The organism is Roseateles sp. FW301-B2, from assembly GCF_058788955.1.
In genome coordinates this window covers 75,114-87,596 of the sequence record NZ_JBYTBE010000015.1, presented here as the reverse complement: position 1 = coordinate 87,596, position 12,483 = coordinate 75,114, and the positions used below count along the sequence as shown (strand labels likewise).

The window sequence follows — 12,483 nt, the reverse complement described above, 5'->3', positions numbered from 1 at the left end:
GTCATGACAGAAGCTGCGACAGATTTGAAGCGAAGCCCGGCAAACCGGTCCGTGCGGTAACGCACATAGCCAGCCCGCGCCCGGGCTAGAGGCGGCCCGTCACGAACAACACGATGACCACCAGCAGGATCACCCCCACCACGCCGCTGGGGAAATAGCCCCAGCTCTGGCTGTGCGGCCAGGTGGGCACGGCGCCCACCAGCATCAGGATCAACAGGACGAGCAGAACGGTACCGAGGCTCATGGCGATCTCCTCAACGATTGGGTGCGGAAGCCGGCGGCATCACGATCACCGTGGTGCCATCCCCGCTCTTGCCGGTGCGGCCGGTCTGGCCAGTCTGGCCGTCCTGACCGGTCTGGCCCGCCTCGCCCTGGCTGCCGGTGTTGCCGGTGCTGCCGGTGTTACCGGTATTGCCTTGATCGCCCTGGCTGCCTTGGCTGCCGGCCGGCCCGGGCGGGCCCGGCACGGCCACCTGCACCGCGGCGGGCACGGTCACCACCATGGGTCGCTCGCAGGCCGCCAGTGCGGTGCAGAGCAGGAGTGCGGCGCCGTAGAGGGCCTGGCGCAAGGGCGCTGAAGAAAGGCTGTGGCTCATGTTGATTCCTTGATTGGGGTGTCGCGAGTAGGCGCGCTGGAAGCCGCCCCGTCAGTGCGCTGACGCACAGATTGCGCGGCGCCGCGGCACGATAGTCGGCAGCATGAAGTTCCAGCACGCCGACCCCTCCAGACCACACGCCTACCGTTGCCCCAGCTGTGGTGGCCTGCTGTGGCGCCAGCCGCGGCATCTGATCGACTTCGTCATCAGCGCCTTCAGGCCCATGTGGCGCTTCAACTGCCGCTTCATTGCCTGCCAATGGCAGGGGCGCCTGCCGGTGCTGCCGGAGGACCTGGAGCATGAGCCCCAATTCGACCGGCATGGCGTCTTGTGAACGCCCGGCTCAGTTGCTGAGCATCAGTTGCAGGATCAGACCGGTGGCGATCGCCACCAGCAGATAGTCGCCACCCGCCTGCACCCAGTGGTAGCCACGCGGCGGTGCATAGAGATGGTGACCGCGCCAGTCCTCCACCACGTACTGACGCTCGCGGTATTGCGGCGGCAGGCGCTGGCCGCGGTAGTAGCGGTACTCGGGGCCGGCACCGCGGCCCTCGTAATGGCCGCCCTGGCGGCTGTCATAGCGGCCGTCGCTGCGCTGCTCATAGCGATGGTCCTGGCGCTGATCACGGCGCTGCTCATAGCGCTGCTCATCACGCTGCTCATGGCGCCTGTCGTCGCCGCGCTGCGATTGCTGCTGACGGTCCTCGCGGCCATCGCGCTCGCCACGCTCGCCGCGATCGTGCGGCTGCGCCTGGGCCAGGCCGCTCAAGCCCAGGCTCAGGGCCAACAGGCAATTCAGGGTGCGCTTCGTGTTCATGTGGTACTCCTCGTGGCGGCTCGGGGCGAGCGCCCGTGCCGCAGAGCCTAGGCGCCGCCGCGTCGCTTGACTGTGCGCCAGCGCACCGGCGCCAAGTTAAGAAAGCGCTAAGCGGCGGCGCCCACCATGCAGGCATCCAGAACCGCAAGGACGCCACCATGAGTACCCCCGCTCCCACCCAACGCCCCCTGATCTGGGATCTCCCCACCCGCCTGTTCCACTGGCTGATGGTGCTGAGCTTCGCCGGCGCCTATCTCACGGCCGAGAGCGAGCGCTGGCGCCTGCTGCATGTGAGCCTGGGCTATACCCTGGCAGGCCTGGTGGCCTTCCGCGTGCTGTGGGGCCTGATCGGCAGCCGGCATGCCCGCTTTGCCAGCTTTGTGCGCGGCCCCGCCGCCGTGGCCCGCTACCTGCGCTCGCTGCTGCAGGGCCGACCCGAACACCATGCCGGCCACAACCCGGCCGGCGCCCTGGCCGTGCTGGCCCTGCTGGGCCTGGGCGCCCTGCTCACCGCCAGCGGCTGGGCCACCTACAACGAACTCGGCAGCAATCTTGGTGGTGATTGGCTGGAGGAGGCGCATGAGGCCATCGCCAACGCCATGCTGGCCCTGGTGGGCCTGCACATCGCCGCGGTGATCGTCTCCAGCCGCCTGCATCGCGAGAACCTGGTGGCGGCCATGATCACCGGCCGCAAGCAGGGCGCGCCCGAAGAGGCCGCCCGCAGCCCCTGGCGCAGCGTCGCCGCCCTGCTGCTGGCCGCGGTGCTGGGCTTCTGGTGGTGGCAATGGCAACAGGCACCGCTGCAGGCGCCGGCGGCCCGCCCGGGCCATCACCAGCAGCATGAAGATGGCGACGACGACTGAGGCGGGCACGGCCGGCGGGCAAGCTGGGCCCTTGTCCTACACGTGCGCGCCGCGCTGTCCGATGCCCGCGGCGCGGCGGGCGGGCGATGCTCCAGGCATCTGCCAACCACTCAAGGACAGTCCATGCCCATCAAGACCACAAGCGCCAGCCTGCAACCCGTGCTGGCCGCCAGCCTGGCCCCGCTTGAAAAGCTCACCCGGCTGACCCAGGCCAACCTGGACCTGCTGACGCGCTTCTCACACTCGGACGAGATCAGCGCCCCCGGCCAAGTGCCGAATCTGCTGCAGTCCAAGGCCTTCAACGAACTCAGCCAGGGCATCATCAAGAACTACAGCGAGTTCGTCAGCGAGCTTGGCAAGGACGGCGTGGCCGCCCTGGCCAAGGTCCAGCCATGAGCGCGCTCCACCCCTTGAAGGCCCTGCATGCGCTGCGTCTGCGGCTGCGGCGCAAGGCCGCGCGCGCGGTACAGCCCCCCGCCTCCGACCAGGCCTATCTGATCTTGGAGCCCGGCAGCTACCAGGTGCACCGCAGCGGCGCAGCCCGCCATACCGTCATCAAGCCCAAGCGCTGAGCCCGACGTGCTGGTGCTGGACAGGCGCGACTCCACCGTCTGGGTGGACGACACGCTCTCGCCGCGCCGGCAGGCCCTGGACCTGCGCGCGTTCAGCGTTCAGGCGTCGCGCTCGCTGCGCCGGATATCGCGCAGCATGAAGAGGTACAGCCCCTCCACCTTCTCGCGTGCCCAGGGGGTCTTGCGCAGGAACTTCAGGCTGGAGGCGACGCTGGGCTCGTGCGTGAAGCAGCGCACCGGAATGCGCTCGCCCAGCCCGGCCCAGCCATAGTGATCGGCCAGCGCCGTGACGATGCGTTCCAGCGTCATGCCGTGCAGGGGGTCGCGCGAGGCGGCGGATGTCGTGGGGGTGGCCATGGCCGATTGTCGCTAAGGTTTGACGGTGGTGAGCTGGCCTTCACGCGCCAGCTGAGCCAGGCCCGCATGCAGCCGTGCCAGCAGGCCCTCGTCCAGCCGCGGGTGGCAGGCCAGATGCAGCTCCAGCACGCCGACCTCCAGCGCCTCGCGCAGGCGCGGTGCGTCGGGCCGGGCCAGTTCGTAGCGCAGCGTCAGATCGCTGGTGGCCCAGAGGTCGATGCGTTCGGCCATCAGCATGCGCAGGCTGATCGCATCGCTGGCCACCTCCTCGACCGGCAGACCCGCGGCATGCAGGCGGCCGGCCACCACCGACTGACGGATCGCGCCGATGCGAAGGCCCCGCAAGGCCTGCAGGTCCGCCCAGCGGCGCGAGTCCGTGGCCCGCGCCATCAGCACCAGGCGCGAGCGCGCCAGCAGGCCGGCCCATTTGAAATGCGCCTCGCGCTCCGGCGTGCGCGCCAGGCCGACGATGCAGGTGTTGGGGTGCTGCTCGGCATCCCGCATCGCCCGGGCCGTCACGCTCGGTTCGAAGCGCACGTCCACGCCGGCCAGCGCGCCCAGGCGCGTGAACACCGGCACCCCGCGCCCCTCGACAACGCGCGTCTTCGGGTGGCTGACAAACAGGCCGGGCGTTTCCATCACCAGCAAGGTCAGGGTCTCGGCACGCGCCGCAGCGACGCTGCCGGCCAGCAGCAGCATCAACAAGGCACCGCCCCAGTTCCCCAATCGCATGCACAGGACTTTCATGACTTTGGCGGCATCGTAGCCGGGCGCTTGCGGGCGCCCAGGGCCGCGCCCGGTGCCCAGCCCAGGCGCTCGTACTCCGAGATCACCTGCGCGCCCAGCAGCAGCAGGGTGGCGCCCAGCTCCAGGCTCAGCAGCACCGCGATTGCGGTGGTCAGCGAGCCGTACACGGTGCCGATCTGCGAGAGCGTGCCGAAGTACCAGACCAGCACATGGCGGGTCAGCTCCCACAGCAGCGCCGCCACCAAGGCCCCCAGCAGGGCGGCGCCCCAGGAGGGCCGGCCCAGCGGCATGACGAGGTAGATCGAGGCCAGCATCAGCACCTCGCCGGCCAGGCCCAGCAGGTACAGCAGCAGGCCCGATACCCCCACCAGCGACCAGCTGCGCCCCAGCAGCTCGACGCTCTGCTGGCCCAGCGCCTGCAGGCTGCCGGCCACCAGGGTCACCAGCAGCAGGCCGGCGCCCAGGCTGCAGATATAGGCGTAGGGGATCAGCGCCGAGATCAGCGCATGGCGGCGGCGCCGCACCAGGCGGTGGTGGAAGATCACCGACATGGCGTTCTCCAGCACCGTGAAGGCCAGCGAGCTGAAGAACAGCATGCTCACCAGCAGCACCCAGCCCAGCACATCGCGGTGCGCCAGAAAGCGCGCCAGCTCGGCCACCATGGCGGACGATTGCCCGGGCACCAGCCATTCCAGGTAGCGGCCCACGGTGGTCAGCAGCTCGCCCTGCTCCACCACATGCGAGAGCACGATCACCGCCAGGATCAGCAGCGGCACGATGGACAGCAGCGCGTAATAGGCCACCGCGCCGGCCAGCAGCAGGCCCTGGTTGGCGCGAAAGGCCTTGAGCGTGCGCAGCGCGAAGGCGGCCGGGTGGCGCAACACCCAGAGCGCCGGGCGGCCGCGCTGCGGCAAGGGGTCGGGGGACGCTGCCATTGGCCTCATTCTCACCCAGCCGAAGCCGCTGCGGGCGTCGCAGCTGTCGGACAAGGCCGCGATCGCCTGTGGGCACCCGCCGCAACACGCCTGCCGGCACGGCACGCGCGCTCGGCGCGGCGTAAGCTGGCCCATGGACATCACCGAACTCAAGCCCACCCCGCTCAGCGTCGACGTGCGCAGCCTCTCGCTGGGCCTGCTGGCCCTGCTGGCCAGCCTCTATGCCCTGCACTGGGCCAAGGAGCTGCTGGTGCCGGTGCTGCTGGGCCTGGCCTTCAGCTATGCGCTCAGCCCGCTGGTGAACGCGCTGGAGCGCCTGCACCTGCCGCGTGTGCTGGGGGCGGCGCTGCTGATCGCCGGCATCACCGGCGGCCTGGGCGGGTCGGTCTATGCGCTCAGCGACGACGCCTATGCGCTGATCGAATCGCTGCCCGCGGCCACCCAGAAGGTGCACGACGCGGTGCGCGCGCGCGGCCCGCAGGGCGAAAGCGCGCTGCAGAAGGTGCAGAAGGCCGCCACCGAGCTGGAACAGGCCGCACAGGAGGGCAGCACGCCGGCGGCGACCACCAGAGGCGTGACGCGCGTGCGCATCGAGCGCCCGCAGTTCGACCTCAAGGACTATGTGTGGAGCGGCAGCCTCGGCGCCCTGGCGGCGCTGGCCCAAGCGCTGGTGGTGATCTTCATCACCTTCTTCCTGCTCGCCTCGGGCAACACCTTCCGGCGCAAGCTGGTCAGGATCGCCGGCCCCGACTTCGCCGCCAAGCGCATCACCGTGCAGGCGCTGGACGAGATCACCGACCAGATCCAGCGCTACCTGCTGGTGCAGCTGTGCACCAGCGTGCTGGTGGGCCTGGTGATCTGGGCCGCCTTCAGCGCGCTGCACCTGGAGCATGCGGCGGTATGGGGCGCGGCGGCCTTTGTGCTGGACTTCATTCCCTACCTGGGCGCCAGCGTGCTCACCGCCGGCTCGGCCTTCTTCGCCTTCGTGCAGTTCGGCAACCTGGAGCTGCCGCTGCTGGTGGGCGGCACCGCCCTGCTGGTGCACACCCTCTCGGGCAATCTGCTGACGCCCTGGCTGAGCAGCCGCGCCAGCCGCATGAACGCGGTGGCGATCTTCATCGGCGTGCTGGCCTTCGGTTGGCTGTGGGGGCCCTGGGGCCTGCTGCTGGGCGTGCCGATACTCACCACGGTGAAAGCGGTATGCGACCGCGTCGAACACCTCAAGCCGATCGGCGAGTTGCTGGGCGACTGAGGGCGCCCCCCTACTCGTGCCGCAGCGCCTCGATCGGATCGAGCTGCGCCGCGCGCCGCGCCGGGAAGTAGCCGAACAGCACGCCGATGCCGGCCGAGAACAGGAAGGCGACGATGTTGATGCGGGCGTCGAACAGGTAGGGCACATGCATCAGGCTGGCCAGGCCGATCGAGGCCAGCGTGGCGAACACGATGCCGATCAGCCCGCCCAGCGCCGCCAGCGCCACCGCCTCGATGAGGAACTGCATCAGCACCTCGCGCTCGAGCGCGCCGATCGCCAGCCGCAGGCCGATCTCGCGGGTGCGCTCGGTCACGCTCACCAGCATGATGTTCATGATGCCGATGCCGCCCACCAGCAGGCTCACCGCCGCCACCGCGCCCAGCAGCGTGGTCATCACCTGGGTGGTGCCGCTGATGGTCTCGGCCAGCTGCTGGGTGTCCAGCACGTTGAAGTTGTCGTCGTCGCCGGCGGCCAGCTTGCGGCGCTCGCGCAGCAGCTGGGCGAGGCTGGCCTTCAGGCGCGCGCTGTCGCTGCCGTCCTGCATCGACACCAGCAGGGTCGCGACGCGCTGGTTGCCGGTGACGCGGCGCTGCAAGGTGTGCAGGGGCAGCACCACCACATCGTCCTGGTCATTGCCCATCGCCGCCTGGCCCTTGGACGCCAGCACGCCCACCACGGTGCAGGAGAAGGTCTTGATGCGCAGCTGCTCGCCCAGCGCCGGCGTGCTGCCGTAGAGCTCGCGCCGCACCGTCTCGCCGATGATGCAGACCGCGCCGCCCGCCAGCTGCTCGGCCTCGTCGAACAGCCGGCCCTGGGCCAGCTTCCAGTTGCCGGTGCTGAACCAGGCGTTGCTGCTGCCGGTGACGCTGCTGGCCCAGTTGCGCCCGTTCGCCACCACGGTGACGCTGGCGCGCCCTTCCGGCGCCACCGCCGCCACGCCGCCGATCTGCGCCGCGATCGCCTCGGCATCGGCCTCCTTGAAGGCCGGCGCGCTGCTGCCGCCGCCGCCGAACTGGCGCTGGCCCGGCCGCACCATCAGCAGATTGCTGCCCAGGCTGGAGATCTGCTGCTGCACCGCCTGCGTCGCGCCCTTGCCCAGCGTCACCATGGTGATGACGGCGCTGACGCCGATCACGATGCCCAGGATGGTGAGGAAGGAACGCAGCAGATTGCGCCGGATCGAGCGCAGGGCCAGCATCAAGGTGTTGAGCAGCATCAGGCCGCTCCCGCCAGGGCTGGTTCGGTATTCGGAACGTCCGACGCGATCGCCCCATCGACGAAGCGCACCAGGCGCCGCGCATAGGCCGCCATGTCGGGCTCGTGGGTGATCATCAGCACGGTGATGCCATGCACCTCGTTGAGCTCGCGCAGCAGGGCCATGATCTCGCGGCTGCGCTGGGTGTCCAGATTGCCGGTCGGCTCGTCGGCCAGCAGCACCGCCGGCTCGGTGACCAGGGCGCGCGCGATCGCCACGCGCTGCTGCTGGCCGCCCGAGAGCTCGGAGGGCATGTGATGCTCCCAGCCGCCCAGGCCCACCGCCTGCAGCGCATGCGCCGCGGCCGCGCGCCGGCGCGCCGCGCCCTCGCCGCGGTAGAGCAGCGGCAGCTCGACGTTTTCCTGTGCCGAGGTGCGCGGCAGCAGATTGAAGCCCTGGAACACAAAGCCCAGGAAGCCGCGCCGCAGCAGCGCGCGCTGGTCGCGCGTGAGCGCCTCCACATGGGCGCCCTGGAACAGGTACTGGCCGGCGCTGGGCGTGTCGAGGCAGCCCAGGATGTTCATCGCGGTGGACTTGCCCGAACCGCTGGGCCCCATGATGGCGACGAACTCGCCCGCCCGGATGTCCAGGTCGATGCCCTTCAGCGCCATCAGCTCGGCCTGGCCGCTGCCATAGACCTTGGTGACGCCGCGCAGGCTGATCAGCGGCGCAGTCACTTCGGCGCCACCTTCTGGTCGGTGATGACCTGCATGCCGGGCTGCAGCTCGCCGCCGAGGATCTCGGTCATGTGGCCATCGCTGATGCCGGCCTGCACCGGCACCATCACCGCCTGGCCCTCGCGCAGCACCCAGACCTGGCGCGCGCCGGCGGTGCTGGCGCCCTCGGCGGCCGAGCGCTTGGCGCCGCTGCGCGGCGGGCCGCGCGGGATCAGGCTGGAGACGATGCCGCCGGAGGCAGCGGCCGCCGCCGTCGGCGCGGCGCTGGGTGCAAAGCGCAGCGCGCTGTTCGGCACCAGCAGGGCGTCGTCGCGCTGCAGCGCGGTGATGGTGGCGGTGGCCGTCATGCCGGGGCGCAGGCTGAGGTCGGCGTTGTCCACGTCCAGATAGGTCAGGTAAGTGACGACGTTCTCGGTGATGGTGGAGCCGAAGGCCACGCGCGTCAGCGTGGCCGGGTACTTGCGGCCCGCGTAGGCGCTGACGGTGAAGCTGGCGCGCTGGCCGACCTGCACCTTGCCGACATCGGCCTCGTCCACATAGACCTGCAGGCGCAGGCGCGCCAGATCCTCGGCCACGCTGAACAGCGTGACCGCCTGCAGCGAGGCCGCCACCGCATTGCCGGGATCGACATTGCGCGTCAGCACCACGCCGTCGGCGGGGGCGCGGATCGAGGCCTTGGCGAGGTTGATCTGGTCGGTGGCCAGCGCCGCCTTGGCATCCTGCACATTGGCGCGCGCGCTCGCCAGATCGGCCTGCGCCCGCTCGGCGCTGGCACGGCCGCTGTCCAGCTCGGCCTTGGACGGCACCTTGCCGCCCGACAGCCGCGCCACCTCTTCCAGCCGCGCTAGCGCGGCCTGGCTTTCCTTCAGCGTGGCCTGGGCCTGGGCCACGCGCGCCTCGGCGGCCGCCAGCGAGGCCTGCGAGCGCAACACCTGACCCTGCAGCTTGGCGGTGTCGAGCTCCACCAGCACCTGGCCACGCCGCACGCGGTCGTTCACGTCCACGTTCACCTTCAGCACGGTGCCCGAGAGCTCGCTGCCGATATTGATCGCGCGGGTGGGCTGCAGCGTGCCGTTGGCGGTGACGCTGAGCGTGAGCTTGCCGCGCGTGACCGGCTGCGCCACATAGACCGGCGCGGCCTGGCTGGCCTGGCGGCTCTGCCACCACCAGGCGCCCAGGCCGGCCAGCAGCAGCAGCGCCAGCAGCAGCCAGGGCCAGCCGCGCCGGTACCAGGGCCGCCGGGCCTGCGCCAGCACGGCGGACAGATCGGGCGGGGGCTTTGTTGTTGCTGCGTCGCTCATCGGTTTCATGATTCCATCAAGAAGGCTGCCAGCCACCGCCCAGCGCCTTGTACAGGCGCACATGGTCGGCGCTGACGGCGGCCATGGCCGTGGCCACGCCGTCTTCGGTGCTGAGTTGGTTGCGCTGGGTCTCCAGCACGGTCTGGAAGTCCACCAGCCCGCTGCCATGGCGCTGGCGTGCCAGCAGCGCCGCCCTGGCGGCCGATGCCGAGGCGGCCTGCAGCCGCGCGAGGCGCTCGCGGTCGCCGCGCAGCGCCACCAGCGCATCCTCCACATCGCGCAGCGCGCCCAGCACGGTGGCCTGGTAGGCCGCCTGCGCCTGCGCCAGCGCGGCCTGCTGGGCGCGCACCTGCGCGCGCGCCGCGCCGCCGTCGAACAGCGGCAGCGACACGCTGGCCAGCAGCGCCGAGGCCAGCGAGGCGCCATTCGTCAGCGTGCCCAGGCTGAGCGCGCTGAGGCCCACATTGCCGCCGATGCGCAAGCTCGGCAGCCGCGCCGCCTCGGCCTCGCCCACGCGCGCGGCGGCCGCCTGCACGCGCAGCTCGGCGGCGCGCACATCGGGGCGCTGGCGCAGCGTCTCGGCCGGGATGCTGAGGGCCAGGTCTTGCCCCGGCTGGGGCAGCGGCGCGCTGGCGGCCAGCTGGGCGTCCAGCGCCGCGGGTGGCTGGCCGCTCAGCAGCGCCAGCGCATGGCGGCTCTGCGCGATGCCGGTCTGCAGGGCCGGCAGCTGGGCGCGCGTCTGCTCGGTGGCGGCGCGCGCCTGCTCGGCCTCCAGCGAGGTGGTGAGCCCGGCCTGCAGCCGCCATTCGGTGATCTGCAGGGTCTCAAGCTGGCTGGCCAGATTGGCCTCGGCGATCGCCAGCCGCGCCTGGTTGCCGCGCAGGCTGATATAGGCCAGCGCCACTTCGGCCGCCACCGCCACCTGCACATCGCCCAGGCTGGCCGCGCTGGCCTCGGCCGTGGCCTGCTGGGCCTGCACGGCGCTGCGCTGGCCGCCGAACAGGTCGGGCTCCCAGCTCGCGTCCAGGCCCAGCTTGAAGCTGTTGACCGGGCTGCTGCTGCCGCTGTCACTGCGCTGTGCCGCGGCGCTACCGCTCAGGCCGGGCAGCAGGCCGGCCGCCGCCACGTCGCGCAGGGCACGCGCCTGCTGCAAGCTGGCCTGGGCCAGGCGCACATCGGTGTTGGCCTGCAGGGCCTGGCGCAACAGCGCGGCGAGCTGGGCGTCGCCAAAGCCCAGCCACCAGGCAGTCAGGCGCACATCGGCGGAGATCGCGGTAGCCGGCATGGGCGGCTGCGGCGGCGCGCTCGCACAGCCGGCCAGGGCCATCGATAGCGTCAACAGCAGCGGGGCGAAGCGAGCGGGCATGGTCATCACGGATCCCAGTGTCGGCAGCGGCCTTGACGGGCGTGTTGCGCACTGTCAAGCGCAGGTAAAGCTGGCGCGTCGGAGCACCGCTACGCGCCCGCAGCACTGTACTGCGTCGCCGAGCCCGCCGGCGCGCTCAGCTGCAGCCGCGATAGACCGCACAGTCGCTGGCATAACAGCTGCAGGCCGCGGCCTCCAGGCCGGCGCGATCCAGCACCTGCATCGCGCCGCGGTGGTAATGGATCAGGCCCCGGCCCTGCAGCAGGCCCGCCGCCACCGTGATGCCGACGCGCCGCACGCCCAGCATATAGGCGAGGAATTCATGCGTGATGTGGAAGCTGTCGAGGCCGGCACGGTCCTGGCTCATCAGCAGCCAGCGCGCCAGCCGCGGCCCGATCTGGTGATAGCGCAGGCAGCCGGCCGCGTTGGCCGACTGCGCCATGCGCACGTACAGGTACTGCTGCAGGCTCAGGCGCAGCGCCGGGCTGAGAGCCAGCTCGCGCCGGAACACCGGGCCGCTCATGCGCCAGGCAAGACCTGGCCCCTGCACCAGGGCACGCAGCGGCGTGCGCTGCACCCCCAGGGTGAGCTGCAGGCCCAGCATGCCCTCGCGGCCTATCATGCCCACTTCCAGACCATGCTGGTCGATCTGCGCCACCAGCGAGATGAAGCCGCTGCGCGGGAAGTAGACGAACCGGGTCGCCTCGCCCGACTCGCAAAGCACCTCCGACAGGTGCAGGGGCACCGCCTCGCCGGCGGCCAGCAGACGCTGGCGCTCCGCGCGCGGCAGGGCTTGGATCAGCAGGTTCTCGGCCAGGCTCACGGGCGTTCTCCCAGTAGGCCTCGAGTCTGCGGCCGCGGTGGCGTGCCGACCGTCTGCCAGCGCACAGAGGCGCTCAGAGCGCTCTCAGAGAGCGAGCCGGTCCGGCAGCAGTCGCTCGTACTCCTTGCGCACCACGCCGTAGCATTCGCAGCTGCGCGCCTCCAGGCCGGCGCGGTCCAGCACCGAGATATGGCCGCGCGCGTAGCGGATCAGCCCGGCCGCCTGCAGCTTCAGCGCGCTCTCGGTCACGCCCTCGCGGCGCACGCCCAGCATATTGGCGATCAGCTCCTGGGTCATCTTCAGCTCGCTGCCATTCAGGCGGTCCAGGCTCAGCAGCAGCCAGCGGCACAGCTGCTGGTCCAGGCTATGGTGGCGGTTGCACACCGCCGTCTGCGCCATCTGGGTGATGAGGGCCTGGGTGTAGCGCAGGAACAGATGCATCACCGGCCCGGCGCGGTCGAACTCCTCCTTCATCGCCGAGGCGCGCAGCCGATAGCCGCTGCCGGCGCTCTGAACCACCGCACGGCTGGGGGTCGAGCCCCCGCCCATGAAGAGCGAGATACCGACGACACCCTCGCGCCCGACCACGGCAATCTCGGCCGAGGCGCCGTTCTCCATCACATAGAGCAGGGAGACGATGGCCGTGCTGGGGAAGTAGACGTGGGCAAGCGTGCGGCCCGATTCGTACAACACCTGGCCCAGCGGCATGTCCACCGCTTCGAGCAGGCCCTGCCAGCGCTGCCATTCGGGCTCGGGCAGGCAGTCCAGCAAGTGGTTGCCGCGGCTGCGGGGCGGGAGGTTGGGCATGGGCGCTCCGAAAGATGGCTGGGCGCCGCCAGCGCTGGCAGCACCAGCTGAACTATAGGCAGTCCTGGCCCGGGCATGTGTTCGCTAGCGCACAGACCCTGGGCACCCCCGGCCC

17 protein-coding genes are annotated in these 12,483 nt (G+C 70.9%); 5 read left to right on the top strand and 12 right to left on the bottom strand.

Translation table 11 applies throughout. From position 1 onward, the window contains the following. Positions 1–85 precede the first annotated feature (85 nt). Together AC3WQY_RS12410 and AC3WQY_RS12405 are read right to left on the bottom strand one after the other, a co-directional pair. Positions 86–244, bottom strand: coding sequence for a DUF3309 family protein (locus AC3WQY_RS12410; protein WP_492708753.1), 159 nt, complete (start codon positions 242–244; stop codon positions 86–88). Between the two features lie 10 nt (positions 245–254). Continuing rightward, the gene (locus AC3WQY_RS12405; protein WP_492708751.1) at positions 255–596 is read right to left on the bottom strand and encodes a collagen-like protein; all 342 of its coding nucleotides are present in this window, start codon (positions 594–596) and stop codon (positions 255–257) included. A 103-nt stretch (positions 597–699) separates the two neighbouring features. Here AC3WQY_RS12405 and AC3WQY_RS12400 point away from each other — a divergent pair, with 103 nt between their 5' ends. Beyond that, positions 700–930 carry a hypothetical protein gene (locus AC3WQY_RS12400; RefSeq protein WP_492708749.1) on the top strand — a complete coding sequence of 77 codons (231 nt, stop codon included), beginning with the start codon at positions 700–702 and terminating at the stop codon, positions 928–930. Between the two features lie 9 nt (positions 931–939). On the opposite strand, the gene AC3WQY_RS12395 is transcribed toward AC3WQY_RS12400, so the two are convergent. Then, positions 940–1,413 carry an RcnB family protein gene (locus AC3WQY_RS12395; RefSeq protein ID WP_492708747.1) on the bottom strand — a complete coding sequence of 158 codons (474 nt, stop codon included), beginning with the start codon at positions 1,411–1,413 and terminating at the stop codon, positions 940–942. A gap of 158 nt (positions 1,414–1,571) precedes the next feature. On the opposite strand from AC3WQY_RS12395, the gene AC3WQY_RS12390 reads away from it, so the two are divergent. The 3 genes from AC3WQY_RS12390 (at position 1,572) to AC3WQY_RS12380 (ending at position 2,848) form a co-directional block, all read left to right on the top strand. After that, positions 1,572–2,276 carry a cytochrome b/b6 domain-containing protein gene (locus AC3WQY_RS12390; RefSeq protein WP_492708745.1) on the top strand — a complete coding sequence of 235 codons (705 nt, stop codon included), beginning with the start codon at positions 1,572–1,574 and terminating at the stop codon, positions 2,274–2,276. 123 nt (positions 2,277–2,399) lie between these two features. Continuing rightward, complete coding sequence (locus tag AC3WQY_RS12385) at positions 2,400–2,672, top strand: hypothetical protein (RefSeq protein WP_492708743.1); 273 nt, start codon at positions 2,400–2,402, stop codon at positions 2,670–2,672. After that, positions 2,669–2,848 carry a hypothetical protein gene (locus AC3WQY_RS12380; RefSeq protein WP_492708741.1) on the top strand — a complete coding sequence of 60 codons (180 nt, stop codon included), beginning with the start codon at positions 2,669–2,671 and terminating at the stop codon, positions 2,846–2,848. The genes AC3WQY_RS12385 and AC3WQY_RS12380 overlap by 4 nt, the downstream gene beginning before the upstream one ends. A 99-nt stretch (positions 2,849–2,947) precedes the next feature. Here AC3WQY_RS12380 and AC3WQY_RS12375 read toward each other — a convergent pair whose 3' ends face one another. From AC3WQY_RS12375 to AC3WQY_RS12365, 3 genes are read right to left on the bottom strand one after another with little or no spacing between them, the layout of a single operon-like run. Then, complete coding sequence (locus tag AC3WQY_RS12375; protein ID WP_492708739.1) at positions 2,948–3,205, bottom strand: VF530 family protein; 258 nt, start codon at positions 3,203–3,205, stop codon at positions 2,948–2,950. A 12-nt stretch (positions 3,206–3,217) separates the two neighbouring features. Then, on the bottom strand, positions 3,218–3,937 hold the full coding sequence (locus tag AC3WQY_RS12370; protein ID WP_492708737.1) for a substrate-binding periplasmic protein: 720 nt from the start codon (positions 3,935–3,937) through the stop codon (positions 3,218–3,220). 11 nt (positions 3,938–3,948) lie between these two features. Further along, complete coding sequence (locus AC3WQY_RS12365) at positions 3,949–4,887, bottom strand: YihY/virulence factor BrkB family protein (RefSeq protein ID WP_492708735.1); 939 nt, start codon at positions 4,885–4,887, stop codon at positions 3,949–3,951. A 133-nt stretch (positions 4,888–5,020) separates the two neighbouring features. Here AC3WQY_RS12365 and AC3WQY_RS12360 point away from each other — a divergent pair, with 133 nt between their 5' ends. Continuing rightward, on the top strand, positions 5,021–6,139 hold the full coding sequence (locus tag AC3WQY_RS12360; RefSeq protein WP_492708733.1) for an AI-2E family transporter: 1,119 nt from the start codon (positions 5,021–5,023) through the stop codon (positions 6,137–6,139). 10 nt (positions 6,140–6,149) lie between these two features. On the opposite strand, the gene AC3WQY_RS12355 is transcribed toward AC3WQY_RS12360, so the two are convergent. From AC3WQY_RS12355 to AC3WQY_RS12330, 6 genes are all read right to left on the bottom strand, one after another. Further along, a complete protein-coding gene (locus AC3WQY_RS12355; RefSeq protein ID WP_492708732.1) occupies positions 6,150–7,355 on the bottom strand; it encodes an ABC transporter permease in 1,206 nt (401 codons plus the stop codon). Further along, a complete protein-coding gene (locus tag AC3WQY_RS12350) occupies positions 7,355–8,071 on the bottom strand; it encodes an ABC transporter ATP-binding protein (RefSeq protein ID WP_492708730.1) in 717 nt (238 codons plus the stop codon). Before AC3WQY_RS12350 ends, AC3WQY_RS12355 begins: the two co-directional genes overlap by 1 nt. Then, positions 8,068–9,372: an efflux RND transporter periplasmic adaptor subunit gene (locus AC3WQY_RS12345; protein ID WP_492708794.1), complete on the bottom strand. Its 1,305-nt coding sequence runs from the start codon at positions 9,370–9,372 to the stop codon at positions 8,068–8,070. Before AC3WQY_RS12345 ends, AC3WQY_RS12350 begins: the two co-directional genes overlap by 4 nt. Before the next feature lie 16 nt (positions 9,373–9,388). Further along, positions 9,389–10,738: an efflux transporter outer membrane subunit gene (locus tag AC3WQY_RS12340; RefSeq protein WP_492708728.1), complete on the bottom strand. Its 1,350-nt coding sequence runs from the start codon at positions 10,736–10,738 to the stop codon at positions 9,389–9,391. A 136-nt stretch (positions 10,739–10,874) separates the two neighbouring features. Continuing rightward, positions 10,875–11,561, bottom strand: a complete 687-nt coding sequence (locus tag AC3WQY_RS12335; protein ID WP_492708726.1) for a Crp/Fnr family transcriptional regulator — start codon at positions 11,559–11,561, stop codon at positions 10,875–10,877. A gap of 84 nt (positions 11,562–11,645) precedes the next feature. Then, on the bottom strand, positions 11,646–12,368 hold the full coding sequence (locus tag AC3WQY_RS12330) for a Crp/Fnr family transcriptional regulator (protein ID WP_492708724.1): 723 nt from the start codon (positions 12,366–12,368) through the stop codon (positions 11,646–11,648). Positions 12,369–12,483: the final 115 nt, after the last annotated feature.

Excerpts from the sequence above, each read along its gene's own strand:
- AC3WQY_RS12385 (WP_492708743.1), top strand. The coding sequence starts at position 2,400 with ATGCCCATCAAGACCACAAGCGCCAGCCTGCAACCCGTGCTGGCCGCC.
- AC3WQY_RS12380 (WP_492708741.1), top strand. The coding sequence starts at position 2,669 with ATGAGCGCGCTCCACCCCTTGAAGGCCCTGCATGCGCTGCGTCTGCGG.
- AC3WQY_RS12345 (WP_492708794.1), bottom strand. The coding sequence starts at position 9,372 with ATGAGCGACGCAGCAACAACAAAGCCCCCGCCCGATCTGTCCGCCGTG.
- AC3WQY_RS12405 (WP_492708751.1), bottom strand. The coding sequence starts at position 596 with ATGAGCCACAGCCTTTCTTCAGCGCCCTTGCGCCAGGCCCTCTACGGC.
- AC3WQY_RS12370 (WP_492708737.1), bottom strand. The coding sequence starts at position 3,937 with ATGCGATTGGGGAACTGGGGCGGTGCCTTGTTGATGCTGCTGCTGGCC.
- AC3WQY_RS12340 (WP_492708728.1), bottom strand. The coding sequence starts at position 10,738 with ATGCCCGCTCGCTTCGCCCCGCTGCTGTTGACGCTATCGATGGCCCTG.
- AC3WQY_RS12400 (WP_492708749.1), top strand. The coding sequence starts at position 700 with ATGAAGTTCCAGCACGCCGACCCCTCCAGACCACACGCCTACCGTTGC.
- AC3WQY_RS12390 (WP_492708745.1), top strand. The coding sequence starts at position 1,572 with ATGAGTACCCCCGCTCCCACCCAACGCCCCCTGATCTGGGATCTCCCC.
- AC3WQY_RS12360 (WP_492708733.1), top strand. The coding sequence starts at position 5,021 with ATGGACATCACCGAACTCAAGCCCACCCCGCTCAGCGTCGACGTGCGC.
- AC3WQY_RS12355 (WP_492708732.1), bottom strand. The coding sequence starts at position 7,355 with ATGCTGCTCAACACCTTGATGCTGGCCCTGCGCTCGATCCGGCGCAAT.
- AC3WQY_RS12365 (WP_492708735.1), bottom strand. The coding sequence starts at position 4,887 with ATGGCAGCGTCCCCCGACCCCTTGCCGCAGCGCGGCCGCCCGGCGCTC.
- AC3WQY_RS12330 (WP_492708724.1), bottom strand. The coding sequence starts at position 12,368 with ATGCCCAACCTCCCGCCCCGCAGCCGCGGCAACCACTTGCTGGACTGC.
- AC3WQY_RS12375 (WP_492708739.1), bottom strand. The coding sequence starts at position 3,205 with ATGGCCACCCCCACGACATCCGCCGCCTCGCGCGACCCCCTGCACGGC.
- AC3WQY_RS12395 (WP_492708747.1), bottom strand. The coding sequence starts at position 1,413 with ATGAACACGAAGCGCACCCTGAATTGCCTGTTGGCCCTGAGCCTGGGC.
- AC3WQY_RS12410 (WP_492708753.1), bottom strand. The coding sequence starts at position 244 with ATGAGCCTCGGTACCGTTCTGCTCGTCCTGTTGATCCTGATGCTGGTG.